Annotated in this window: 24 protein-coding genes; 11 read left to right on the top strand and 13 right to left on the bottom strand. The window is 49.9% G+C overall.

All coding sequences use genetic code 11. The features are described 5' to 3' along the window. Positions 1-93 precede the first annotated feature (93 nt). Complete coding sequence (gene dbpA / locus DES37_RS13965) at positions 94-1,467, bottom strand: ATP-dependent RNA helicase DbpA (protein ID WP_110026522.1); 1,374 nt, start codon at positions 1,465-1,467, stop codon at positions 94-96. A gap of 263 nt (positions 1,468-1,730) precedes the next feature. Between dbpA and DES37_RS13970 the strand changes: the two genes are divergently transcribed. Beyond that, positions 1,731-2,699, top strand: coding sequence for an aldo/keto reductase (locus tag DES37_RS13970; RefSeq protein ID WP_110026276.1), 969 nt, complete (start codon positions 1,731-1,733; stop codon positions 2,697-2,699). 63 nt (positions 2,700-2,762) lie between these two features. On the opposite strand, the gene DES37_RS13975 is transcribed toward DES37_RS13970, so the two are convergent. Further along, the gene (locus DES37_RS13975; protein ID WP_110026278.1) at positions 2,763-3,668 is read right to left on the bottom strand and encodes a LysR family transcriptional regulator; all 906 of its coding nucleotides are present in this window, start codon (positions 3,666-3,668) and stop codon (positions 2,763-2,765) included. 266 nt (positions 3,669-3,934) lie between these two features. Here DES37_RS13975 and treA point away from each other — a divergent pair, with 266 nt between their 5' ends. Together treA and ycgR are read left to right on the top strand one after the other, a co-directional pair. After that, positions 3,935-5,722 carry an alpha,alpha-trehalase TreA gene (gene treA, locus DES37_RS13980; RefSeq protein ID WP_110026280.1) on the top strand — a complete coding sequence of 596 codons (1,788 nt, stop codon included), beginning with the start codon at positions 3,935-3,937 and terminating at the stop codon, positions 5,720-5,722. Between the two features lie 233 nt (positions 5,723-5,955). Next, a complete protein-coding gene (gene ycgR, locus DES37_RS13985; protein WP_110026282.1) occupies positions 5,956-6,687 on the top strand; it encodes a flagellar brake protein YcgR in 732 nt (243 codons plus the stop codon). Between the two features lies 1 nt (position 6,688). Here ycgR and emtA read toward each other — a convergent pair whose 3' ends face one another. Further along, complete coding sequence (gene emtA, locus DES37_RS13990) at positions 6,689-7,297, bottom strand: membrane-bound lytic murein transglycosylase EmtA (protein ID WP_036107491.1); 609 nt, start codon at positions 7,295-7,297, stop codon at positions 6,689-6,691. A gap of 133 nt (positions 7,298-7,430) precedes the next feature. Here emtA and ldcA point away from each other — a divergent pair, with 133 nt between their 5' ends. Together ldcA and DES37_RS14000 are read left to right on the top strand one after the other, a co-directional pair. Beyond that, positions 7,431-8,348: a muramoyltetrapeptide carboxypeptidase gene (gene ldcA, locus DES37_RS13995; RefSeq protein ID WP_110026284.1), complete on the top strand. Its 918-nt coding sequence runs from the start codon at positions 7,431-7,433 to the stop codon at positions 8,346-8,348. 87 nt (positions 8,349-8,435) lie between these two features. Then, entirely contained in the window at positions 8,436-10,172 is a 1,737-nt protein-coding gene (locus tag DES37_RS14000) for a potassium/proton antiporter (protein ID WP_110026524.1), read from the top strand. Positions 10,173-10,245: 73 nt separating this feature from the next. On the opposite strand, the gene dadX is transcribed toward DES37_RS14000, so the two are convergent. Together dadX and DES37_RS14010 are read right to left on the bottom strand one after the other, a co-directional pair. Continuing rightward, the gene (gene dadX, locus DES37_RS14005; protein WP_110026285.1) at positions 10,246-11,319 is read right to left on the bottom strand and encodes a catabolic alanine racemase DadX; all 1,074 of its coding nucleotides are present in this window, start codon (positions 11,317-11,319) and stop codon (positions 10,246-10,248) included. Continuing rightward, positions 11,316-12,632, bottom strand: a complete 1,317-nt coding sequence (locus tag DES37_RS14010; RefSeq protein WP_110026287.1) for a D-amino acid dehydrogenase — start codon at positions 12,630-12,632, stop codon at positions 11,316-11,318. The genes dadX and DES37_RS14010 overlap by 4 nt, the downstream gene beginning before the upstream one ends. Before the next feature lie 322 nt (positions 12,633-12,954). Here DES37_RS14010 and DES37_RS14015 point away from each other — a divergent pair, with 322 nt between their 5' ends. Next, positions 12,955-14,487: a SpoVR family protein gene (locus DES37_RS14015; protein WP_036107352.1), complete on the top strand. Its 1,533-nt coding sequence runs from the start codon at positions 12,955-12,957 to the stop codon at positions 14,485-14,487. 171 nt (positions 14,488-14,658) lie between these two features. Here the strand turns inward: DES37_RS14015 and fadR are convergent, their stop codons facing one another. After that, entirely contained in the window at positions 14,659-15,381 is a 723-nt protein-coding gene (gene fadR, locus DES37_RS14020; protein ID WP_110026288.1) for a fatty acid metabolism transcriptional regulator FadR, read from the bottom strand. Positions 15,382-15,609: 228 nt separating this feature from the next. Between fadR and nhaB the strand changes: the two genes are divergently transcribed. Continuing rightward, entirely contained in the window at positions 15,610-17,172 is a 1,563-nt protein-coding gene (nhaB, locus tag DES37_RS14025; protein WP_036107346.1) for a sodium/proton antiporter NhaB, read from the top strand. Between the two features lie 145 nt (positions 17,173-17,317). After that, positions 17,318-17,848, top strand: coding sequence for a disulfide bond formation protein DsbB (gene dsbB / locus DES37_RS14030; protein ID WP_036107343.1), 531 nt, complete (start codon positions 17,318-17,320; stop codon positions 17,846-17,848). A gap of 65 nt (positions 17,849-17,913) precedes the next feature. Here dsbB and DES37_RS14035 read toward each other — a convergent pair whose 3' ends face one another. From DES37_RS14035 to DES37_RS14055, 5 genes are all read right to left on the bottom strand, one after another. Next, entirely contained in the window at positions 17,914-18,147 is a 234-nt protein-coding gene (locus DES37_RS14035; protein ID WP_036107339.1) for a DUF3955 domain-containing protein, read from the bottom strand. A gap of 20 nt (positions 18,148-18,167) precedes the next feature. Beyond that, positions 18,168-18,341 carry a GhoT/OrtT family toxin gene (locus DES37_RS14040; RefSeq protein WP_072006924.1) on the bottom strand — a complete coding sequence of 58 codons (174 nt, stop codon included), beginning with the start codon at positions 18,339-18,341 and terminating at the stop codon, positions 18,168-18,170. Positions 18,342-18,537: 196 nt separating this feature from the next. Beyond that, entirely contained in the window at positions 18,538-18,984 is a 447-nt protein-coding gene (locus DES37_RS14045) for a YcgN family cysteine cluster protein (protein ID WP_036107488.1), read from the bottom strand. An 83-nt stretch (positions 18,985-19,067) separates the two neighbouring features. Continuing rightward, positions 19,068-19,727: a fumarylacetoacetate hydrolase family protein gene (locus tag DES37_RS14050; RefSeq protein WP_110026292.1), complete on the bottom strand. Its 660-nt coding sequence runs from the start codon at positions 19,725-19,727 to the stop codon at positions 19,068-19,070. A gap of 137 nt (positions 19,728-19,864) precedes the next feature. Further along, positions 19,865-20,140 carry a YcgL domain-containing protein gene (locus DES37_RS14055; RefSeq protein ID WP_036107333.1) on the bottom strand — a complete coding sequence of 92 codons (276 nt, stop codon included), beginning with the start codon at positions 20,138-20,140 and terminating at the stop codon, positions 19,865-19,867. Positions 20,141-20,264: 124 nt separating this feature from the next. On the opposite strand from DES37_RS14055, the gene minC reads away from it, so the two are divergent. The 3 genes from minC to minE are packed head-to-tail and all read left to right on the top strand — an operon-like array spanning position 20,265 to position 22,076. Next, complete coding sequence (gene minC, locus DES37_RS14060; RefSeq protein WP_036107325.1) at positions 20,265-20,966, top strand: septum site-determining protein MinC; 702 nt, start codon at positions 20,265-20,267, stop codon at positions 20,964-20,966. A gap of 27 nt (positions 20,967-20,993) precedes the next feature. Then, positions 20,994-21,806 (top strand): septum site-determining protein MinD, encoded by an 813-nt coding sequence (gene minD, locus DES37_RS14065; protein ID WP_036107324.1) that lies wholly within the window; start codon positions 20,994-20,996, stop codon positions 21,804-21,806. 3 nt (positions 21,807-21,809) lie between these two features. Then, a complete protein-coding gene (minE, locus tag DES37_RS14070; protein ID WP_064594084.1) occupies positions 21,810-22,076 on the top strand; it encodes a cell division topological specificity factor MinE in 267 nt (88 codons plus the stop codon). 80 nt (positions 22,077-22,156) lie between these two features. On the opposite strand, the gene rnd is transcribed toward minE, so the two are convergent. Together rnd and fadD are read right to left on the bottom strand one after the other, a co-directional pair. Continuing rightward, positions 22,157-23,275 (bottom strand): ribonuclease D, encoded by a 1,119-nt coding sequence (rnd, locus tag DES37_RS14075; RefSeq protein ID WP_110026294.1) that lies wholly within the window; start codon positions 23,273-23,275, stop codon positions 22,157-22,159. A 78-nt stretch (positions 23,276-23,353) separates the two neighbouring features. Next, positions 23,354-25,039: a long-chain-fatty-acid--CoA ligase FadD gene (gene fadD, locus DES37_RS14080; RefSeq protein WP_146211516.1), complete on the bottom strand. Its 1,686-nt coding sequence runs from the start codon at positions 25,037-25,039 to the stop codon at positions 23,354-23,356. Between the last annotated feature and the right edge of the window lie 78 nt (positions 25,040-25,117).

Below are 25,117 nucleotides of genomic sequence, written 5' to 3' on the forward strand. Positions count from 1 at the left end.
GCGACTGTACTCAAAAATGCCGCATCTGCCAATAATCACTCCACACCATAATGTGGAGTGATTTTGCTGCCAGCCAAATAAGCTAACCACTCGCTATTTCAACAAACGCACCTTAACGGATTTCCCTTTGATTTTACCTTGTTGCAATTGCTTCCAGGCATGACGGGCAACCGACTGTTTCACCGCAACATAAGCATGCATTGGGTGAATGGCGATTTTACCGATATCGGCTCCGTCGAGCCCAATATCTCCGGTTAATGCCCCCAGAATATCGCCAGGGCGCATTTTGGCTTTTTTACCGCCATCAATAGCCAGGGTTGCCATTTCCGCTTCAAGTGGCAATACCTTGCCAGCGGTGGGCAATGGGCACCAGTTAAGCGCCATATGAAGCATCTCTTCCAGTACATTTGCCCGGGTGGCTTCTTCTGGCGCACACAGGCTCACTGCCAGGCCACTTTCCCCGGCACGTGCAGTACGCCCAATGCGGTGCACATGGACTTCCGGGTCCCAGGCCAGTTCAAAGTTCACCACCATTGCCAGCGCTTTGATATCAAGCCCGCGCGCAGCTACGTCTGTTGCCACCAGCACACGGCTGCTGCCATTGGCAAAACGCACCAGGGTTTGATCACGGTCGCGCTGTTCCATATCACCATGTAAAGCCAGCACGCTCTGGCTACTGGCAGTCAGGGCATCGCACACTGCCTGGCAGTCCTTTTTGGTATTACAAAACACCACACAGGATGCTGGTTGCTCACGGCTCAGCAACGCCTGCAGTACAGCAATTTTTTGATTCCTGGGGACTTCATAAAACTGCTGCTGTACCGCCGGTAATGCTTCTGCCGTATCAATTTCTATCGCCAGTGGTTCATGCTGGTAACGTTGGCTGATTGCCGCAATTGCCACAGGCCAGGTGGCAGAAAACAGCAGCGTCTGGCGCTGAGCGGGGGCAAATGCAACCACCTCATCAATCGCGTCAGCAAACCCCATATCCAGCATACGATCTGCTTCATCCAGCACCAGAGTACGTAACGCAGACAGGCTCACAGTCTGCTTATTCAGGTGGTCCAGTAACCGCCCGGGCGTTGCCACGATAATATGCGGAGCATGGGTCAGTGAATCGCGCTGCGCGTTGAACGGCACTCCGCCACAGAGTGTCAGCACCTTAATATTTGGCGTGGCACGCGCCAGACGGCGCAGCTCACCCGCAACCTGATCGGCTAATTCGCGTGTCGGGCAAAGCACCAGCGACTGGGTAGTAAATTGTGTCGCATCAATATGCTGCAACAAACCAAGACCAAAGGCTGCTGTTTTACCGCTTCCGGTTTTTGCCTGAGCCCGGACATCCTTTCCACTGAGAATGGCAGGCAATGCCGCGGCCTGAACCGGCGTCATCGCCAGGTAGCCGAGCGTTTCAAGCGTTGTGAGTTGTTGGGAAGACAGAGCGTTAAGTTCAGCAAATGAGGTCACAGTGATAATTCCGGATAAAAGCCAGTGGGCGGCAATAATACCACCCCTCACCTGAATTGCATGGCGAATTATTTACTCAGGTGATGAATGCTTATGGATAGCGCCAGACGTGGATCCAAATATGCCTGAATAAAAGATAACTATGTCTGTCATATTTTGAAATTTATGAATCAAACTGCATAGTGTATTCACGCACCCGCTATTATCGCCACAGCCCAAACGCCGTAACATCCAACTGGTTAATTTAAAAAACGGGAGATGTCATGGAGAAGCGAATACTGGGTAAAAGCGGGCTGGAAGTTTCAGCTCTGGGCCTGGGCTGTATGCGCATGAGTTTTGCCGACAAACCTGCGAATAAACAAGAAATGGTAACCCTGCTGCATCAGGCCGTGGATCTGGGGGTTACCTTTTTCGATACCGCCGAAGTTTACGGGCCTTTTACTAATGAAACGCTACTGGGTGAAGCTTTTGCCACTGTGGATAAAACCAAACTAGTGATAGCGACCAAATTTGGCTTCAAACACAACCCTGAAACTGGCCCCTCGCCTGCAGAAGGGTTTGACAGCCGCCCTGAGCAGATCAGGCGTGTTGCCGAAGCATCACTGAAGCGCCTGAATGTTGATTGTATTGATTTATTTTACCAACACCGTGTTGACCCGAACGTGCCGATTGAAGATGTCGCCGGTGCAGTGAAGGACCTGATTCAGGAAGGAAAGGTAAAGCATTTTGGTTTATCTGAAGCCAGCGCCGATATTATTCGCCGGGCTCACAGTGTCCAGCCTGTCGCCGCATTGCAAAGTGAATACTCAGTATGGTGGCGCAATATCGAGCAGGAAATTTTACCCACTTGTGAAGAGCTCGGTATTCGACTGGTGCCATACAGCCCACTTGGCCGGGGCTACCTCACCGGGACAATTACTAAAGCAACCACTTACGATAAAAGTGATTTGCGCAGCCGCAACCCGCGTTTTACCGCAGAAGCCATTGACGCAAACCAGGTGGTGGTCGACCTTTTGGTTCAAATCGGTGAATATTACCAGGCAACTCCAGCCCAAATTGCGCTGGCCTGGTTACTGGCCCAAAAACCCTGGATTGTGCCCATTCCCGGGAGCCGCTCTCTGCCACGGCTTCAGGAAAACCTTGCGGCAGCCGCTTTGTCTCTGAGCGAACAGCACCTGGCACAGATAAACCAGGCGATGTCTGCAATCAGTGTGGTTGGCGACCGTTATTGATTTATCCGTTACCTCGCGCGAAAGCCAGCACGCTTGTTGCTGGCTTCTTTGCACAAACTCAGGCTAGCGTGGCAATTCTGGTGAATAGCGCAGTGCTTCTATCAGTTTTGCAAATGCAGCGGTATGTTGTTTACGGCTTGGGTAGTAAAGAAAATACCCCGGGAAAGGGTCGCACCAGTCTTCCAGCACCGGAATCAGCTCCCCTGATGCAATACCTTCATGGGCACTATCTTCCGGAACATACGCCAGCCCAAAACCACTTTTTGCCGCATCCATGCGTGACGCCAGGGTATTTAAAGTCAGTTGCCCTTCCACACGAACTTTGATTTCCTGCTCCCCGCGCATAAATTCCCATGCATACAACCCACCAAGCGTTGGAAGGCGCATATTAATACAGTTGTGTTCCTGTAATTCATAAGGTGTTTGCGGTTTACGCCGTTTAGCAAAATAGCCAGGCGACCCAACCACCGTCATGCGCCAGTCCGGGCCAATACGCACTGCAACCATATCACGCGCCAAATGTTCACCCAGGCGAATACCAGCATCAAAACGTTCACTGACAATATCCCGCAGGCCGTTATCAATGGTCATTTCCACATTCACATCCGGATATTGCTCAAGGAAAGGTTTCAGCGCAGGCCAGACTGTAGATTCCAGTGCATGTTCACCCAACGTCAGGCGAATATTCCCGGCGACTTTATCGCGCATATCAGTGAGTGAAACCAGTTCAAGTTCGATTTCATCCATTCGAGGGCTAATAGCATTAATCAATTGCTCGCCTGCTTCGGTTGGCGCAACACTCCGGGTGGTTCGGGTTAATAAACGAATACCAAGGCGTTCTTCAAGCCCCCGAATAGCATGGCTCAGGGCTGATTGTGAAACACCCAGTTGGGCTGCTGCGCGGGTAAAACTACGCTCACGGGCCACAATAATCAGGTAATAAAGGTCGTTAAAATTATCTTTCAGCATCCGGCGCGCCCTTGCTCACTGTTTTCCAAATATTGCCAAAGATACAGGGTAACGTCATTTTTAACCCGGTCACGTGAATTCGTGCGCCAGGCGGGTGCCTGACACAAATTTTTTGCCAAATGGACGCTGTAACAAAATACATCAAAGGTAAATTTTCTGGAAATTTCCTGTTTTACCCTGATAACTGCCTGTTCTCTTTTATAATCAATGAAGGTTTTCATATGTTTGAATACAGTTGATGGCAATAACCAGGAGGAGACCGGTTGATGATGAAGTCCGTTCTGCGTCGCCCACGAACACTTTTTCTTGCCATCCAGGTAGCCCTCAGTGGCGCAATACTTGGTTTAAGCCCTGCTCCCACACTGGCAGATGAAGGGATGAATAATTACCCGCAAACCCCCGACCAAACACTGGGGCCACTGTTTACCGAGGTCCAGCGTTCAAAACTCTTTGCGGATCAAAAAACCTTTACAGACGCAATTGCCAAAGGCGACCCGCTGATGATCCTTGCGGATTACCGCATGCAACAGCACCAGTCCGGGTTTGATTTACGCCACTTTGTTGCGCTCAACTTCATGATGCCCCATGAGAGTGAAAAGTACGTTCCACCAAGCGGACAGTCACTACGTGAACATATCGACAGCCTGTGGCCTGTACTGACGCGCAGCACCGATAATGTAGATGAACGGGATTCATTATTACCGCTTCCCAAACCCTATGTCGTGCCTGGTGGCCGGTTCCGTGAAGTGTATTACTGGGACAGTTATTTCACTATGCTCGGGCTTGCTGAAAGTGGCCACTGGGACAAAGTAAGCGACATGGTAGAAAACTTTGCCTCTGAGATAGACAAGTGGGGGCATATTCCTAATGGCAACAGAACCTACTACCTTAGCCGTTCACAACCCCCATTTTTCCCATTGATGGTTTCATTACTGGCAAGCTACGAAGGCGATGAAGCCCTGGTTAAATGGCTGCCAGAAATGAAAAAAGAGTACGCATACTGGATGGCGGGTAGCAACCAACTGGCTCCGGGCAAAGCGCACCGCCGCGTGGTAAAACTGGCAGATGGCGCGGTTCTTAACCGTTATTGGGATGACGAAGATACACCACGCCCGGAATCCTGGCTGGATGATGTGACAACAGCGAAGCGCTACCCTTCACGGCCGGCTACCGATATTTACCGTGATTTGCGGGCTGGAGCGGAGTCTGGCTGGGATTTCAGTTCTCGCTGGATGGATGACCCGGAGCAGTTGGGGTCAATTCGCACCACCAGTATTGTGCCGGTCGACCTGAATGCCATGATGTTTCTGATGGAAAAAACACTGTCCAGAGCCAGCAAAGCCGCAGGCGACAACGCCGAAGCCAGCCGCTACGACGGCCTTGCCGATCAGCGCCAGCAAGCTATTGAGTCTCACATGTGGAATAGCAAAGAGGGTTGGTATGCAGACTATGACCTGAAAACACACAAAGTGCGCAGCCAGTTAACAGCCGCCGCACTTTTCCCGTTATATGTCAAAGCAGCGGCAACGGACCGTGCCCAAAAAATGGCGAAAATCACGCAAGAAAAATTACTCAAGTCTGGCGGCATTGCTACAACGCTTGTGCGCAGTGGTCAGCAGTGGGATCTACCTAACGGTTGGGCCCCGTTACAGTGGGTAGCGGTTGAAGGCCTGAAGAACTATAACCAGCCTGAGCTTGCAATGGAGATAACCTGGCGTTTTCTGACTAATGTCCAGCACACCTACAACCGTGAGCACAAATTACTGGAGAAATATGATGTCACCACCACCGGTGTTGGTGGAGGTGGTGGCGAATATCCACTCCAGGATGGCTTCGGCTGGACCAACGGTGTCACACTTAAAATGCTGGACTTGTTGTGTGGTAAGAAATCGCCATGCAATGATGTGCCGGAAACTCGCCCGGCCATGACTCCAGGCACAAATACTCCGGAAACAAATTCAGGTACAGCACCAGCCAGCACACCTGCCGTTACTCCTGCCAGTACAGGATCCCAGCAACCACAGGCAGCCAATACTGTGGTAACGGGTAAATAATCCATCACTCACCAGCACCCCGCCTGCCTGCGGGGTGCTCTCACGTGCTTTTTTTGCCACTTTTCACCAACTATTTTCCTGTGTCACAGGCTGGCCTGCCTGGGCTGGCAACTTTGCGTATTTACATTAATACTGATTAATACACACAGCCATGCGTAAGTTTGCCTTAAGTTTCTGGCAACCGCGCCGATAACGAAAAAACATCTGTCAGGTGTAATTACAAGGAAATACCGGTGGGCAATTATAGTGAACAATTTCTAAAGCAAGGGCAGCTTGCTGTTCTTGGTGTGCTTAAGGATTTGGTAAAATCCCAGGCGCCTGTGTGCGTGTCCTGGTCTAAAGGGCAGTTTATCAGCCGGATGCTTTCTGTCGATACTGGTGGGTTGGTAATCGATTATGGCAGCCAGGACCGGGAAAACCAGGAAGTCTTGAAAGCCACGTCCGTCACTGTCACTGCTGAAACTCAGGGTGCAAAAGTCGAATTTACCCTTAATGGTATGGTTGCTGAAACTTACCAGGATCTCCCGGCATTCACCAGCCCTTTACCCGACAGCCTGTGGTACGTACAGCGCCGTGAATATTTTCGCATTACTCCCCCGGCTCACCCGCCTTATTTCTGCCACATATTGTTGCCTGGCGAAGAAAAATTTTCAGGTGTCATTCAGGACATCTCACTTGGCGGGATGGGAATTTTATTGCGCCAGAGCCTGCCCGGCACGGTTACTGCCGGAATGATGATTCCCCAGGTAGAAATTGATATGCAGGAATGGGGGACTTTTAAGTTTGATACTCAATTACTGGCTTTGTCTGAGCGCAAAATTATCGACAACAAAAATGAGACAGTCACCATGCCGCGCCTCAGTTTTCGTTTTTTGAACCTGGGGCCAGCGCAGGAACGGGATTTACAGAAAGTTATCTACGAACTGGAGCGGGCAGCCCGGCAAAAGGCTGACCGCGTAAAATAAGTTACATTGCATCCAGCGCTTTATTGATCTTCCACAAATAACGCGGCGCCTGTGCTGCAGGGTGTTCTTTTACTACATGCTGAAAGAATGCGTCGCGATCCAGTTTGTTGATTTTCTCAATCGCGGTGGCTCTGTCTGATGAAAACGAGCGTAGCAGTGCCCCCGCCCCATTCGCATACGAGACTGCCAGCGCGTCCTGCATCACTTCCGGGTCCTGAATACCTGCCAGCGGCCCTTTTTCAAGAATGCTGAGGTAAGCTGCGCCCACCGAGATATTCCGCTCCGGGTTTTTCAACTCACTGTTAGTGGGTTGCCCTGCCCACCCCATGCGCCGCCAGACATCTTTTCCGGCTGTAGAGGCTTTGATCTGCATCAGCCCGACTGCATTAGAAGCACTGACAACATTCGGGTTGCCCCCAGACTCAACAGCAATAATCGCAGTAATCAACTCAGGGCTGACACCCCATGCACTCCCTGCCTGCTGGCTTATTGGCATCCACTGTTTCGCCCGTGCCACAGGCAATTCAGGATCCCAGGGCTGTTGTTTATATTCATGGCCTGCACAGCCAGCCAATAACACCACCAAAAACAGTAACCACCTGGACTTCACATACCGCATCCGTCTTCCCTTCATCCTGTTTATAATTGCACCAACTACGCTGGCGACGAACACCTGTTGATGACAACGCAAGGTGTACGCGGCATCATACTCAAATACATCGCCAAGTCAGCAAGGAATTCGCATGCCAGTTATTCATCTGATTGCCCCTTCAGGTTATTGTGTTAAGCAGGAAGCCGCTCACCGTGGCGTGGAAAGGCTGGTCAGCGCCGGGCATGAGGTAGAAAACCAGGCAGTTATCCCGCGCCGTTTCCAACGCTTTGCGGGTGATGACAATGCCCGACTTTCCGATCTTTCCGAAATCGCCCAACTAAGCGAAAGCACAGATATCGTTTTAGCTGTTCGTGGTGGATATGGCATGACCCGGCTGCTTGAGTCTGTCGACTATGACGCCATTGCCCGCCGCCTGGAACAGGCTCCACTCGCAATTTGTGGGCACAGCGATTTTACGGTGTTTCAGTTGGCATTGCTGGCCCGCCACCCGCAGGCCATTACGTTCAGTGGGCCAATGCTCGCGGGTAATTTTGGCGCTGACGATCTCAACACTTTCACCTGGCACCATTTCTGGCAGGCGTTGCAGGAGCCTGAATTCACATTGCAATGGGTAAGTGACAATACACCATTTGAAGCCAGTGGCACGTTGTGGGGTGGCAATCTGTCCATGATTACATCCCTGGTTGGTTCACCATGGTTACCCAATATTGAAGGCGGCATTCTGGTTCTGGAAGACGTGAATGAACACCCTTTCCGGGTGGAACGCATGCTGATGCAACTACTGCGTGCCGGTATTCTCAACAAGCAGCAAGCCATCATTCTCGGGAGTTTTAATGGGACCACTCTCAATACTTATGATGACGGCTACAATTTCGATGTCATGTGTGACTTTTTGCGCAGCAAGTTGACAGTGCCGCTGGTGACCGGGCTCAACTTTGGCCATGAAGCCCGTACCGTCACTCTGCCTTTGGGTGCCAGCGCAAGGTTATCTCACCAGGGTGACATGGCAATGTTGACACTTTCAGACCATCCCGTATTACGCCGGTAAAAATAAACGCTATTTCACGGTTTTCATTAGTGAAAACTGTGATAGCGTTTAAGAAACGAACGCTTTACTGCAAGGAGACAGGTGGTCTTGGACGCTGATGTTATTTTTAAGCTTTTTATCCTGGGGTCGTTACTGGTTACCTGTAGCATTTTACTGAGTTCATTCTCATCACGTCTTGGCATTCCTATTCTGATTATATTCCTGGCTATCGGGATGCTCGCAGGGGTGGATGGTATTGGTGGGATCCCGTTCGATAACTATCCTTTTGCCTATCTCATCAGTAACCTGGCTCTGGCCATGATTCTGCTGGATGGTGGAATGCGCACCCAGGCAAGCTCTTTCCGGGTTGCGCTCTGGCCCTCTCTTTCCCTCGCAACTGTGGGCGTGCTGATCACTTCCGGGCTGACAGGTATTGCTGCAGCATGGTTGTTTAACCTCGATTTAATGCAAGGGCTGTTAATCGGTGCAATTGTCGGTTCGACAGATGCGGCTGCGGTGTTTTCTATGCTCGGTGGTAAAGGGTTAAACGAGCGTGTCAGTTCCACACTGGAAATTGAATCCGGCAGTAATGACCCAATGGCCGTGTTTTTAACCATAACCCTGATAGAAATGATCCAGCGCCACCAGACCGGGCTTGACCTGATGTTTCTGGTACACATTATCCAGCAATTCGGCCTTGGCATTATCTTTGGGCTCGGCGGTGGCTGGGTATTACTGCAGACCATTAACCGTATCAGCCTGCCGCACGGTTTATATCCGCTACTGGCACTCAGCGGTGGAATAATGATTTTCGCCATTACCACAGAACTGAATGGTAGCGGGATCCTCGCCGTTTATTTGTGTGGTTTCCTGCTGGGTAACCGGCCAATTCGCAGCCGCTTTGGTATCCTGCAAACTTTCGATGGCCTTGCCTGGCTGGCACAGATTGGCATGTTCCTGGTGCTGGGGTTACTCGTCACGCCGTCTAATTTGTGGGCCATTGCCCTGCCTGCATTGTTATTGTCTCTGTGGATAATTTTTTTCGCCCGCCCACTCTCCGTATTGATTGGCTTGCTACCCTTCCGTGGGTTTAATTTACGTGAGCGGGTTTTCATCAGTTGGGTTGGTTTGCGTGGTGCTGTACCGATTATTCTGGCCGTATTCCCGATGATGGCAGGTCTGGATAACGCATCTCTGTTCTTCAACGTGGCCTTTTTCGTGGTACTGGTATCGCTTTTTTTGCAAGGCAGTACGCTGGGGTTCGCAGCAAAGAAGGCCAAAGTTATCGTGCCACTGACTGGCTGGCCTATTTCGCGCATCGGGCTGGATATTCACCCGCGTAATCCATGGGAGCAGTTTGTTTACCAACTCAGCGCAGAGAAATGGTGCATTGGTGCAGCACTGCGCGACCTGCAAATGCCACCAGAAACCCGAATAGCTGCGCTGTTTCGCAATAATACCCTTTTGCACCCTTCCGGTAGCACCCGGCTTGAAGAAGGCGACATCTTGTGTGTGATTGGCCGTGAAGGTGATTTACCCGCCCTTGGGAAGTTGTTCAGCCGCACGCCGCCTGAGTCTGTCTCTTTGGATCAGCGCTTCTTTGGTGACTTTGTTCTGGATGCCAGCGCCCGCCTGGGCGATGTCGCGGTTATTTATGATTTGGAACTCTCTGGCGATACAGACCACGAGCAAAGCGTGGGCGAGATGTTTGTCCACATACTTGGCGCGGAACCTGTGGTGGGTGACCAGATTGAATACGCGGGCATGATTTGGACCATCGCAGAGAAAGAGAACAACCGTATCAGCAAACTCGGGTTACGTTTCGCCGACGAAGATCCACAATAAGATTATCTGCCTGTAGCCCCCGGCATAAAAGCTTCTCTGCTGTGCCGGGGGCTTAGGGGAGAAAACAAATAAGTTACACTGTCACGACAGGGACACGTGGTGCCAGTGCACACAACAACTCATATCCGATAGTTCCTGCTGCCTGAGCAACATCATCCACCGGTAGATTGCCCCCCCACAACTCCACAGGCGAACCGATACTGGCATGCGGGCAAGGCGTTAAATCAACGGCCAGCATGTCCATGCTCACAGCCCCGGTGAGCGTTGTCAGAACACCATCAACCCAAACAGGCGTGGTATCAGGTGCCGTTCTTGGGTAACCATCAGCGTAACCTGTGGCCACAATACCAATACGCTGCGTTTTGGTTGCCTGGTAACGGCAGCCATACCCTACTGTGTCACCCGCTTTGAGGTGCTGGATACCAATTATCCGGCTTCGCAAGGACATTGCAGGCCGCAGGCCAAAGGGAGCAATATCTTGTGAGTTTGCTGATGGCGAGGCGCCATACAGGATAATTCCAGGTCTGACCCAGTCATAATGGGTTTCAGGGCACCATAACACCGCGGCAGAATTCGCCAGTGAGCGGGGAATGTTCAGGCCTTCAGCAGCCTGCCTGATTAACCGCATTGCGCCGTCAGTGCCACCTGGCTGGTCAGCCTTAGCGAAGTGCGCCATCAGTGTTATTTCCCCGACCTGTGCCAGCGACTGCAATTGTTGCCATACGGCATTCACTTCTTCCGGGCGAAATCCCAGGCGGTTCATCCCGCTGTTGACTTTCAGATAAACATTAACCGGCTTACGGGCCTGGCTGGCTGCCAGCATAGCGAATTGCCAGTCACTGTGAACGCTGGTTGTTAATCCGTACTCATGGCACAGAGCCAGTTCATCTGCATCAAAAAAGCCCTCAAGTAGCAGGATGGGCCCACGCCAGCCAGCCTGCCTTAGCCACAATGCATCTTCAATATTCAGCAAAGCAAACCCGTCAGTTCCTGCCGCCAGTGTTGACCAGATACGTTTCAGGCCATGCCCATAGGCATCGGCTTTCACCACACTCCAAACTTTCGCATGCCCTGCCTGCTGGCGAACCTGCCGTAAATTATGGCCGATAGCCTGTAAATCAATGGTGGCACTAATTGGCCGGGTCATACGCCCTCCCCGTGGTGCACGCCTGGGTTAACAGATGAGCCAGCTGGCCGCACTTGAAAACCGGGCTGATAACGCACAACCCCGAGGTCGGCTGATTCGATATCCGGTTGGTGGCCGGAAACCAGATCAGTAATCAGTTTCCCTGACCCGCATGCCATCGTCCACCCGAGCGTACCATGCCCGGTATTGAGCCACAGGTTACGCAACCGGGTTGGCCCAATGACTGGTGTCCCGTCTGGTGTCATCGGGCGCAACCCCGTCCAGAATGAGGCCTGTTCAATATGGCCGCCCCGAGGGTACAAATCGCGCACAACCATTTCCAGTGTTTTGCGCCGGCGCTCAGGTAAATCCAGATTGAAACCAACAATCTCGGCCATACCGCCTACCCGAATGCGCTGGTCAAAACGAGTAATGGCAATTTTGTAGGTTTCATCCAGCACCGTTGAAACTGGCGCACCGGACTCACTGGCGATGGGGATCGTCAGCGAATAGCCTTTCAGCGGATAGACAGGAATGGAAACAATCTCATTAAGCATGGAGGTAGACCAGGCTCCCAGAGCCAGTACCCAGGCATCAGCCTGCAATACTTCATTACCACAACGCACTCCGGCAAGTTTGTCACCTTCTACCAACAACTGGTCAATTGCCGTATTAAACCTGAAATTCACCCCGGCATCCTGTGCCATTCTGGCAAGGTTTTTCGTGAAGAGCTGGCAGTCTCCGGTTTCATCATTCGGCAGCCGCAGCCCTCCGGTTAGCTTGTGAGCGACCTCCGCCAAAGCGGGTTCAACCGCGCCCAGTTCAGCCGATTCAAGTAGCTGATACGGCACCCCGGCCTCCCGGAGTACAGCAATATCTTTTTCTGCGCTGGCAAACTGTGCGGCAGTGCGGAACAACTGCAGGGTTCCCCCCTGGCGGCCTTCATACTGAATTCCGGTATCTGCACGCAAGGCTCGCAGGCAGTCGCGGCTGTATTCAGCAAGACGCACCATGCGCGCTTTGTTTTGGGCGTAATGTGTTGCATCGCAATTACGCAGCATCTGCCACATCCACCGCAGTTGCGCCGCAGAGCCATCAAGGTGGATAGCCAACGGAGCATGGCGCTGAAACATCCATTTAACCGCTTTTAACGGAATACCCGGCGCCGCCCAGGGAGCAGCATAACCAGGTGAAACTTGCCCGGCATTACCCGCGCTGGTTTCTTCTGCGGCCTCTGGCTGACGGTCAACCACGGTGACATCGTGGCCAGCCTGGCGTAAATACCAGGCACTTGCTACTCCAACCACTCCACTACCAAGCACCACCACTCGCATATCCAACCCCAATAGTCGATAAAGAATAATCATCTGGTCACAAATTGATAACCCAGATGAAAATGTTATTCAACATATGACTTTTTTATGGTGAGCACTATCACAACCTCACACACCAGCCAGATATAGCGCTAAATCCCGAAAAAATATTGCCGTTTTTCTTTTGCAGAGGAAAATGCTGCCTGCGTGCAATTAACCACAAAAAATTGTGTTTAACTAATGATGAAAAATATGTGCCAGCTCACCCTAAGTTGCTGGTGTGTTCTATGCTTATGAAGACGGTTCCTTTTATTACCGGAACTGAAACTTGAGGGGCGCGCTTATGGTCACACTGACAGCATCCGAAACACGGAAAGAGAAACGTCTGAGTGATGGACCCGACTGGACGTTTGAGTTACTGGATAGCTATTTGCAAGAAATTGACAGAGTTGCCAGGCATTACCGGCTTAGCACCTATCCACACCAAATCGAGATTATTACTTCAGAACAAATGATGGATGCCTATTCCAGTGTTGGTATGCCTATCAATTACCCTCACTGGTCGTTTGGTAAAAAATTCATTGAAACAGAGCGTATGTACAAGCATGGGCAGCAAGGTCTGGCCTATGAAATAGTGATTAACTCCAATCCCTGCATCGCTTACCTGATGGAAGAAAACACGATGACCATGCAGGCACTGGTCATGGCTCATGCCTGTTACGGGCACAATTCTTTCTTCAAAAATAATTATCTGTTCCGTAGCTGGACAGATGCCAGTTCTATTATTGATTACCTTATCTTTGCCCGGAAATACATTACCGAGTGCGAAGAACGCCATGGCGTGGAAGAAGTGGAAAAACTGCTCGATTCCTGCCATGCCCTGATGAACTATGGGGTGGATCGTTACAAACGGCCACAGAAAATCTCACTTCAGGAAGAGAAAGCACGCCAGAAAAGCCGGGAAGAATACCTGCAAAGCCAGGTGAATATGTTGTGGCGTACTCTGCCGCGCAAAGAAGACGAAGAAAAACTGGCTGATACCCAGCGCCGTTTTCCTGCTGAGCCCCAAGAAAACTTACTGTATTTTATGGAGAAAAATGCGCCGTTGCTGGAACCCTGGCAGCGTGAAATTCTGCGTATTGTCCGTAAAGTCAGCCAGTATTTTTACCCACAAAAGCAAACCCAGGTTATGAATGAAGGCTGGGCGACATTCTGGCACTACAGTATTTTGAATCACCTGTATGACGAAGGGAAACTCACTGACCGCTTTATGCTGGAGTTTTTGCACAGCCATACTAATGTTGTGTACCAACCGCCGTATAACAGCCCCTGGTATAATGGCATAAACCCTTACGCTCTGGGTTTTGCAATGTTCCAGGATATTAAGCGTATTTGCCAGTCTCCTACCGAGGAAGACAAATACTGGTTCCCGGACATTGCAGGCAAAGACTGGCTGGATACGCTTCATTTCGCCATGCGCGATTTTAAAGATGAAAGCTTTATCAGCCAGTTTATGTCACCCAAACTCATGCGGGATTTCCGTTTCTTTGCCGTGCTGGATGATGACAGAAATAACTTCCTTGAGATAGCGGCCATTCACAATGAAGAAGGCTACCGGGAAATCCGTAATCGCCTGTCGGCGCAATATAACCTGAGTAACCTCGAACCTAATATACAGGTCTGGAATGTGGATTTGCGGGGCGACCGTTCACTGACATTGCGTTATATCCCACAAAGCCGGGCTCCACTGGATAAAAGCCGCCGGGAGGTGATGAAGCACGTTCACCGCTTGTGGGGTTTTGATGTAATTCTGGAGCAACAAAACGAGGATGGCAGCGTTGAGTTACTGGAACGTTGCCCACAACGTAATACTTAATACGTGTGAAGTAACCAGCCACAATATACAAAACGCCAGTTTCTGCTGGCGTTTTATTTTATACCGTTTTTATTTTACACAAGGGTATGGTAGCGCCTGGCGCTTAAACCAGAATTACCATGAGTCGACAGTCGCCTGTTTGACCATGACCCCTTGTGAACCGCTAACTGGTTACTGGCGCCCGTGAATGGCCAGGTCACCCGGCATGGTTTTATGCATCCGGTGCCAAATTTCACCACTCTCCCGCCCATAGATGCGCACAACATCATAAACCTGGTCCACCAACCCGTCTTTACAGATGGTAGCCAGTTTATGGTAGAAACCAAGAGCAAGATTACGCGCTTCAGGGCTTGAGAAATAATGGCGACCAATGCGGGTATACAGCCCTTTCATCCCGTTAAGGATCAAACCGTAGATAGGGTTGCCAGAAGCGAATGCCAGCCCACGGAAAATATTGTAATCCAGGTCGGCAAAGGCATCTGCGTGGTCTTCAACTGCACTGGCTTTATCCAGTACCTGCGTAGCCTGATCCGGATGCTGGCGAAATGCAGTACGAATAAAAATAGTGGCGATATTAGTACGCACAGACAGCAGGTTATCAATCAACTGCGGCACGCTGTCGTGATCAAGACGGGCAAGAGTTTCCAGGATATTAAGCCCGGACGTTTCCCAGAAATTATTCACCTTCGTCGGTTTACCATGCTGAATGGTTAACCAGCCATCCCGCGCAAGACGCTGCAGTACTTCACGCAAAGTGGTTCGGGTTACGCCAATCAGCTCTGACAGCTCACGTTCTGCCGGTAAAATTGAACCGGGAGGAAACCGATTATTCCAGATACTTTCAATTATGTACTCTTCAGCGAAACCCGCCGGGCTTTGCGCCTTAATGACCATAGAGTGATTTCCAGTTACACAAGTTCTGCAAAATAGACTCATCATACCAGATGCCACTAACGCCAGATACCCTGGCACCAGAGGAAAAAAGGGATCACGGTATTATTTTTGCCAACTTTACATTCAGCCCAGACAGGGTTCGCCCTTGATCCAGCGGTGGCTGCCGGGTAACCTGATGAAAGTAAAAAAACAACGCAATATTTTATGTCGAGGAATAACATTTAATCCATGGAAATATCTATTGGCCGTGCGTTATACCGCAATTTTCTGGGCCAGTCCCCAGACTGGTATAAATTGGCACTACTCATCTTCTTGGTTATCAACCCGCTCTGCTTCTTTCTTATCAGCCCTTTTGTTGCGGGCTGGCTGTTAGTTGCAGAATTTATCTTCACTTTGGCTATGGCGCTCAAGTGCTATCCGTTGTTACCTGGTGGCTTGCTGGCGTTTGAAGCTCTGGTAATTGGTATGACAACTCCTGAGCGTGTGCGCCATGAAATAGCAGGTAATCTGGAAGTCATTCTGCTGCTGATTTTTATGGTGGCAGGCATCTACTTCATGAAGCAGTTACTGCTAACGATTTTTACCCGATTACTGCTGGGTATCCGCTCTAAAGTAATCTTGTCCATGGCATTCTGCCTGGCAGCAGCATTCATGTCGGCATTTCTTGATGCCCTGACAGTTGTGGCTGTCATAATCAGTGTAGCTGTTGGTTTTTATGGTATTTATCACCAGGTCGCTTCGAATAGTGGTGAAGAAGGCAATATTCTTGATGACAGTAGCCTGGAAACAGACAGCCGAACTATTCTCGAACAATTTCGCGGCTTCCTGCGCAGCCTGATGATGCATGCCGGTGTGGGAACTGCTCTCGGTGGTGTAATGACAATGGTGGGCGAACCACAGAACCTGATCATTGCCAGTGCTGCCGGGTGGCATTTTAAGGACTTTTTACTGCGTATGGCGCCAGTTACCGTCCCGGTACTCTTTTTCGGTGTCATTACCTGTGTACTGTTAGAAAAAACTCGCACCTTCGGGTACGGTGACCCCTTGCCCGAAAAAGTTCGCCAAATCCTCCAGGACTATGAACTGCGTAGTAGCAAAAAGCGAACCCGCCAGGACACCGTCCGCCTGGTTGTACAGGGTATTATTGCCGTATGGCTGATTTTGGCACTGGCCTTCCATCTGGCTGAAGTTGGTCTGATTGGTTTATCTGTGATTATCTTCGCCACCGCGCTGTGTGGGGTTACCGATGAGCATGCGATTGGTAAAGCCTTTACCGAAGCATTACCTTTCACCGCCTTGCTCACCGTCTTCTTCTCAGTTGTTGCGGTTATTATCGACCAGCATTTGTTTACGCCGATTATTCAGTTTGTACTGAATGCCAGCCCCCACGCTCAGCTCTCGCTGTTTTATTTATTTACTGGTGTGCTGTCATCTATTTCGGATAATGTATTTGTTGGAACGGTTTACATAAACGAAGCCAAAAGCGCCCTTGAAGCGGGTGTTATCACGCTTAAGCAGTATGAAATGCTGGCAGTCGCCATCAATACCGGCACTAACCTGCCGTCTGTCGCCACACCAAATGGCCAGGCCGCGTTTCTGTTCCTGCTGACTTCAGCACTGGCTCCTCTGATTCGCCTGTCTTATGGGCGTATGGTCATCATGGCATTGCCTTATACTATTGTTCTGACTCTGGTTGGGCTGTTCTGTGTTGAGTTTACTCTGATCCCCGTGACCGAGTGGATGCAGGTACACCACTGGTTTACAGTTCCAACCTTATCAATGGTGGAATAACAAAGCACCAGGCATCCCAGAAGAACCCCCTATACGGGGTTCTTCTACAGGTTCAGATTTTCTTACTCTATTGTTTGATATTTTGCTGGCGCTATCAGTAAGTTGGGGTAGACTGCCACACAGTGATACATCCGGGATAAAAATTATGTTGCGATATTTAAACCAGTGTTCGCGTGGTCGTGGCGCCTGGCTATTGATGGCATTCACGGCATTGGCGCTGGAATTAACGGCGTTATGGTTTCAGCACGTCATGAAGCTGCAGCCTTGTGTTATGTGCATTTATGAACGTTGTGCTTTGTTTGGTATTTTAGGTGCCGCACTGGTTGGTGCTATTGCACCAAAAACCCCTTTGCGCTTTGTGGCGATGATTATCTGGGTATACAGTGCCGTGCGTGGGTTACAGTTGTCCTGGGAACATACCATGTTGCAACTTCACCCATCACCTTTTGCCGTTTGTCCTTTCAGGGCCGACTTTCCAACCTGGTTGCCTCTTGATAAGTGGGTACCGCAGGTGTTTGTCGCGACAGGTGACTGTTCTGTACGCCAGTGGGAATTCCTGACACTGGATATGCCGCAATGGCTGGTAGGGATTTTCGCAGCTTACCTGGTTGTGGCAGTTCTGGTTATTATCGCACAACCTTTTAAACCGAAACGTCGCGACCTGTTTGGCCGCTGAGTAACTGAATATCAATTTAAGGGAGGCACTCTGGCCTCCCTTTTTATTTGTCCCATGCACGAGAACTACCTGTGGCTGCGATTTCTCGCCTCGAGATTGCGTAGTGTGGTTATCACATCAATTACCATAAAACACATCCCGATAATAATGCAGACAGCAGCTACAGGGATCAGCGGATACGGGTCATGTAATACACCAGCCGCATCAGCGACAGGTGGAAAAGCATAATACGCCGCCATAAATGCGACAGTAGCCACTAAAAAAGCAAATAGCCAAATTCCCCGAAACCACTTTTGCACGCTCTTCGCTCCTGGATGTTTCAAAACAAACAAAACAATAACGCGACAGGAAAACTCATAGGCCAGGTTGCCCCAACCAGCAGCGCGCTCAACCCCCGAATAGCCAGCCTTTCCTTTGCCAGTAAAAACGTAATCAGCGTACAAATAAATGCCATTACGCCATAAAAAACCAACATTTTTTGATAAATTGTCATGATTTCACACAAAACGTCACTTGACTTGCAGGCGTAATATGCGCGTTTTGTTGATGCAGATCAAGTTTAACACTCTGAGATTTATGTCACGCAGACGGGCTGGCAAATAAAAAGGAAAGAACAAGAGTTCACAAAAGCAAGGTGGCAAAGCAAGGTGCCTGCCACCATAAGACAAGCATTAACTGTAGGACCGGGGTTATTTTGCCCATCCTGGCTTATTCAGGATATGCTCTTCCCAGTCACGTACATCTGACTCACGAACTGCAATATGGCGAACTGAAATGCGTTCACCATGCATTGCTGCTTTAGACCCGGTGCGCAACGGATGCCAGGCAGGCAGTGGTTTGCCCTCACCCACCAGGCGATATGCACAGGTGGGCGGTAACCATTCAAACTGGGTCAAATTTTCACGCGTAAGTTTGATACAATCTGGCTCGTATTCAAAACGGCGTGAATAATTACGGCACTGGCAGGATTTAATGTTCAGCTGCTGGCAGGCGACATTGGTAAAATAAATCTCGTCAGTCTCTTCGTCCTGCAACTTGTGAAGGCAGCACTGCCCGCACCCATCGCACAACGATTCCCATTCAGCATCACTCATTTGCTCCAGGGTTTTCACTGCCCAAAATTCTTCTGCCGCCATTATTTCGCCCACCATTAAAATTAGCTGCACCTTATAAACACTCTGCCCACAGGATGCAAGTTTTTATACCGGTGACCAATGGGCTATAACACCCGGGTAGACACAGATTTACCGTCAAAGACCACTTCCAGGTTATCGCCACTGTTTAGCGGACCAACGCCTTCCGGAGTACCCGTGAGTATTACGTCACCAGGACGCAGGGTGAAATATTTACTCATATATGCAATCAACGGAATAATCGGCGTAATCATATCTTCCGTATTGCCTTGCTGGCGCCACTCGCCATTAATTTTTAAACCCAGAACCGTATTTTGCGGATCATTGCCAAAGTCTTTTGCAGGGATAAAACCAGAAATCGGGCATGCGTTATCAAACCCTTTTGCTTTTTCCCAGGGGCGCCCGGTTTTTTTCAGTTCCGCCTGAACCTGGCGTAAAGTCAAATCGAGCGCAATGCCATAACCCGCGATCCCCTGAACCACTTGTTCAGTTGTCGCCTGGCGCAAAGTGGTACCAATGAGTACGGCCAGTTCAACTTCATGATGAATTTCACCCAGCCCCTGCGGTAATGCCAGAGGTTGTTTCAAATCGCACAATGCAGTTTCTGGTTTGATAAACAGCACTGGCTCTTGCGGTGTTGCGCTGCCCATCTCTTTAATATGCTTTGCGTAGTTACTCCCCACACAAACCACTTTATTTACTGGATAATCGAGCAAACAGCCCTGCCAGTCATGATGCTGATACATGCTAATCCCCTGTAAAATGTTATTACCTTGTTGATAAAACAACTATTGCGGCCTGCGGGGAGTGTGTCAACGACAAAATAGTAAGGCGATGAAAGAAAACAGGCAGCGGTGAAATACGCTGCCTGCCGGGCGGGAAATTAATTTTTACCTTGTTCTTCACGGTGCTGTTTCAGTAAATCTTCCACAGGCGGTGGGATCTGTAAATAATACCCCTGGGTTTCCAGGGCTTCTCTTACGGTATCAATATTGGCATTAGCCAGCTTTTTATCACCATTAAGCGGTAAAAGCATGGTCATAATTGGCTTACCAAAGCCAGCCATTAACGCTTCCGGCACCCGTGAAAAATCGTCTTTTTTTTCAACATAAAGATAGGTCTGGTCGCGCTTGCTACTTCTATAGATCACACAAAACATGTTTTTTACTCTGAATCATTCGCTGGTGACTTGCTTCAACATATTCAGGACTATAACATGCCTGCTATGCTTGGGATATCATCCCGTATTTTCGGGAATTTAAACTGAATTGAGTAAGGCCAGGATGTCAAATTCTCCCATTGAACTAAAAGGCAGTAGTTTTACACTCTCCGTGGTTCATTTGCATGATGCAAACCCCGCGCTTATCCGCAAAGCTCTTGAAGACAAAGTGGCCCAGGCTCCGGCTTTTTTAAAAAATGCCCCCGTCGTTGTTAATGTCGCCGATGTTGATGGCGCAATAATCTGGCAACAGGTTAATGAAGCAGTCAGTGCTTCAGGTTTGCATGTTGTTGGTGTCAGCGGTAGTAAAAACCCACAATTAAAAGCGCAAGTTGAAATGGCTGGCCTTCCTTTGCTAACCGAGGGCGTTAAACCAACCCGCCCGGCTCGTGAAGCAAAGCAAGACACGCCCCTTGTTGTACCAGAAGCCACAGTACACAGAACACGCTTGATTGATACCCCGGTGCGTTCAGGGCAGCGTATCTACGCACAGCACAGTGATCTGGTCGTCACAAACCACGTAAGCGCCGGTGCTGAATTGATTGCCGATGGTAACATTCATGTTTATGGCACTATGCGTGGCAGGGCTCTGGCCGGTGCTGCGGGCGATAAAGACGCACAAATTTTCTGTACTCATCTGGTTGCAGAACTGGTTTCAATTGGCGGTGTTTACTGGCTGAGTGACCAGGTTCCAACTGATTATTATGGTAAAGCGGCGCGGCTGAAACTGGTCGGCGGCGCTTTAACGGTTCAACCTTTATACTAAATAAGCCCTTTAACAAGGAACTCCTCTATGGCACGCATTATTGTTGTTACATCGGGTAAAGGGGGCGTTGGCAAGACTACGTCCAGCGCGGCCATCGCTACAGGTCTGGCCCAAAAGGGAAAAAAGACCGTTGTTATCGATTTTGATATCGGTCTGCGTAATCTGGACCTGATAATGGGTTGTGAACGCCGTGTGGTTTATGATTTCGTAAACGTTATTCAGGGTGATGCCACCCTCAACCAGGCACTGATCAAAGATAAACGCACTGAGAACCTGCACATTCTTCCTGCCTCGCAAACGCGCGATAAAGACGCGCTGACCCGGGAAGGTGTTGGCAAGGTTCTTGATGAACTGAAAAAAATGGAGTTTGATTTCATTGTCTGTGACTCACCGGCAGGCATTGAAACCGGGGCACTGATGGCGCTCTATTTTGCCGATGAAGCCGTTATCACCACCAACCCTGAAGTCTCTTCTGTGCGTGACTCTGACCGTATCCTCGGTATCCTTTCATCGAAATCTCGCCGTGCAGAAGCGGGGGAAGACCCAATCAAAGAGCACCTGTTACTTACCCGCTACAACCCAGGCCGGGTTAACAAAGGTGATATGTTGAGTATGGAAGATGTGCTGGAAATTCTGCGCATTCCGCTGGTCGGTTTAATTCCTGAAGACCAGTCTGTTTTACGTGCATCAAACCAGGGTGAGCCAGTGATTCTTGATACAGAGTCAGATGCAGGTAAAGCCTATGCCGATACAGTAGACCGCCTGCTGGGTGAAGAACGTCCTTTCCGCTTCATTGAAGAAGAGAAGAAAGGTTTCCTCAAACGCCTGTTCGGAGGATAAATTATGGCATTGCTCGACTTTTTTCTTTCGCGAAAAAAGAATACCGCCAATATTGCAAAAGAGCGCTTGCAGATAATTGTGGCAGAACGTCGCCGTAGCGAAATGGAACCTCAATATCTGCCCCAGTTAAAACGCGATATTCTGGAAGTGATTTGCAGATACGTGAAAATTGATCCTGAGATGGTCACCGTTCAGTTGGATCAGAAAGGTGATGATATTTCAGTGCTTGAGTTGAACGTAACGCTTCCCGAGACGGAAGAAACCAAGTAACACCGCCACTGTGCCAGGCGGCGCGGGGTTCCAGCCGGAACAGGTCAGAAAGCACCTGTTCCGGCTGTGTTTGCTGCGGCTTAATACTCTGTCAGTAAAGACTTGAGTGATTCACCCAGTAAATTTGCCCGCCAGCCATTGGTCAGTTCTGGCGTTAACCCTGGTTTCAGTTGCCAGTGCCAGTTCAGCAACTGGTTTATCTGGCGGCGTGATGCCAGCAACTCTGGGCTCAACCCACACTCTTCCCCCACCTGCTGCACAACGGCTTTAATCGCCTTAAAGGCTTTACGGTAGCCAGGCATATCTATCAGGCTGCTAATTGGTGCAGGCAAATCACCTTCAGGTATTGCCTGAGCCTGTTCAACCAGGCTTAGCAATGTTTTGCCATGATAGCGAATCTCACTGCCATTGAGCCCCATGCCATCCAGCTCACCCAGCGTACCGGGTAAATAGCGGGCAACGGACAACAAATTTTCTTCTTTCACAACAAAGTTAACCGCGAGGTCACGCTTACGGGCTTCACATAAACGCCAGGCGGCCAGGAGCTTCAGGCAGCCCAACTGACGTGGACGCAACTGCCATGCGTTACCAATATCACGCCAGGCTTCATCAGGGTCAGTAATATCACTGCGGCGCTGCATCATCAGCTGGCATTCGTCCAGAGCAGCCGACAGCCAGCCGCTTTGCTGTGCTTCCTGGAAAAGTTTGCCCGCCAGTGGGAGTAAATACCAGACATCGGCCGCCGCATAGTCGCACTGCCGGGTGGTGAGTGGGCGAGCCAGCCAGTCTGTCCGGGATTCACTTTTATCCAGCACCACCCCGTCATATTTCTCCACCAGTTTGGCAAAGCCAGTGGAAAGCGGCATTCCGGTGAATGAGGCCAGCACTTGTGTATCAATCATATTGACTGGCATGGTACCGAAACTGTGAAGAAACACTTCAAGGTCTTCACTGCCGGCATGGAGGTATTTAACGATATCAGGGCATGTAAGCAACTCAATAAAAGGTTGCCAGTTAGTAATAGTGAGCGGGTCAATTAACGATAAACGTTCCCCGTCAAACATTTGTACTAAACCCAGTTGTGGGTAGTAAGTCCTGGTGCGGACAAATTCAGTATCAAGCGCGAGGGTTGAGTGGACTCTGGCTGCCTGGCACACTTCTTCAAGGGATGAATCACTTGTAATTATCTGATAGTTCAAAACAATTTCTCTATCTTTAGCGCATTACCCAAAAAAAACGCCAGGATCACCCGGCGTTATGGGAGATGGATTAAATTCTCAGGGCTTATTGTCACCTGCCTTCAGCACTTCGTCACGTAATTCTCGCCGTAAAATTTTGCCGACGTTTGATTTGGGCAATTCAGTGCGAAACTCGACCTGCTTAGGCACTTTATAACCTGTAAGGTGACGGCGGCAAAACGTTATCAGTGCTTCTTCCGTTAATGAATCCTCTTTTTTCACTACAAAGAGTTTCACCATTTCGCCACTGGCCTGCGAAGGTACACCCACGGCGGCCACTTCCTGAACACCGCTATGTTGCATCACAACATCTTCGATTTCGTTCGGGTACACGTTGAAACCCGACACAAGGATCATGTCTTTTTTGCGATCGACGATCCGCATAAAGCCTTCGTCATCCATCACAGCCACATCGCCGGTCCGTAACCAGCCATCCTGCATAATTTCTTCTGTGGCATCAGGGCGGTTCCAGTAACCTTCCATCACCTGCGGACCCTTCACACACAGTTCACCCGGTTCGCCAGGCACAACGCACTCACCTTCATCGTTCACCAGGCGTACATCCGTTGAGGGTACCGGCAGGCCAATGCTGCCACTGTGATAATCAATATCATGTGGGTTTACACTCACCAAAGGTGAACACTCCGTCAACCCGTAACCTTCAAGCAGATAATGCCCGGTCAGTTTTTCCCAGCGTTCTGCAACTGCGTGTTGCACCGGCATCCCGCCTCCTGCCGCCAGGTGCAGTGAAGAAAAGTCGAGCTTCTGAAACTCCGGATTGTTCAGCAATGCATTAAACAATGTATTCACCCCGGTCATGGCAGTGAACGGGTATTTTGCCAGCTCTTTTACCAGGCCAGGAATGTCGCGTGGATTAGTGATAAGTAAATTCTGCCCACCCAGTTCAATAAACAGCAGGCAGTTCATTGTTAAGGCAAAAATGTGATAAAGCGGTAACGCTGTGACTACCAGTTCTTTGCCATTAAACAGTAGCGGCCCATAGGTGGCTTTTACTTGTTCAATATTGGCCAGCATATTGCGGTGAGTGAGCATTGCCCCTTTCGCCACACCGGTCGTACCACCGGTATACTGCAGAAATGCCAGTGCCGAGCTTTCGATTTCAGGCTTCACATATTGCATGCGGTAGCCCTGATGCATGGCACGTCGAAAAGAGACAGCATCCGGCAGATGATACTTCGGTACCAGCCGCTTTACATACTTCACGACAAAGTTAATTAGCGTTCCTTTTGCCGTTGAAAGCTGGTCCCCCATACGCGTCAGGATCACATGTTTCACCGGGGTATTTGCCACAACCTTTTCCAGGGTATGTGCAAAATTTGAAACAATAACGATTGTACTGGCACCGCTGTCTTTCAGTTGGTGTTCCAGTTCGCGCGGTGTGTAGAGAGGGTTAACATTCACCACAACCATGCCAGCCCGCAAAATACCAAATAACGCGACCGGGTATTGCAGCAAATTGGGCATCATCAACGCAACACGGTCTCCGGGTTTCAGGCCAAGACCTTCCTGGAGATAAGCCGCAAAAGCCCGACTACGCTCTTCCAGTTTGCGAAATGTCATGGTTTCGCCCATGTTGATGAATGCAGGCTGGTCGGCATAACGCACACAGGCGTGTTCAAATAATTCAACCAGGGATTGGTAACGATCAGGATTGATCTCAGCCGGTACATCTTCCGGGTATCGGTTTAGCCAAACCTTCTTCAACGCATCACCTCTGTATGTTGTATTTATCGTCATCGCAACCCCAAAAAAACAAACAAAGAATTAACATTATATTAACTC

This window comes from Mangrovibacter plantisponsor (assembly GCF_003182475.1).
Classification (GTDB): domain Bacteria; phylum Pseudomonadota; class Gammaproteobacteria; order Enterobacterales; family Enterobacteriaceae; genus Mangrovibacter; species Mangrovibacter plantisponsor.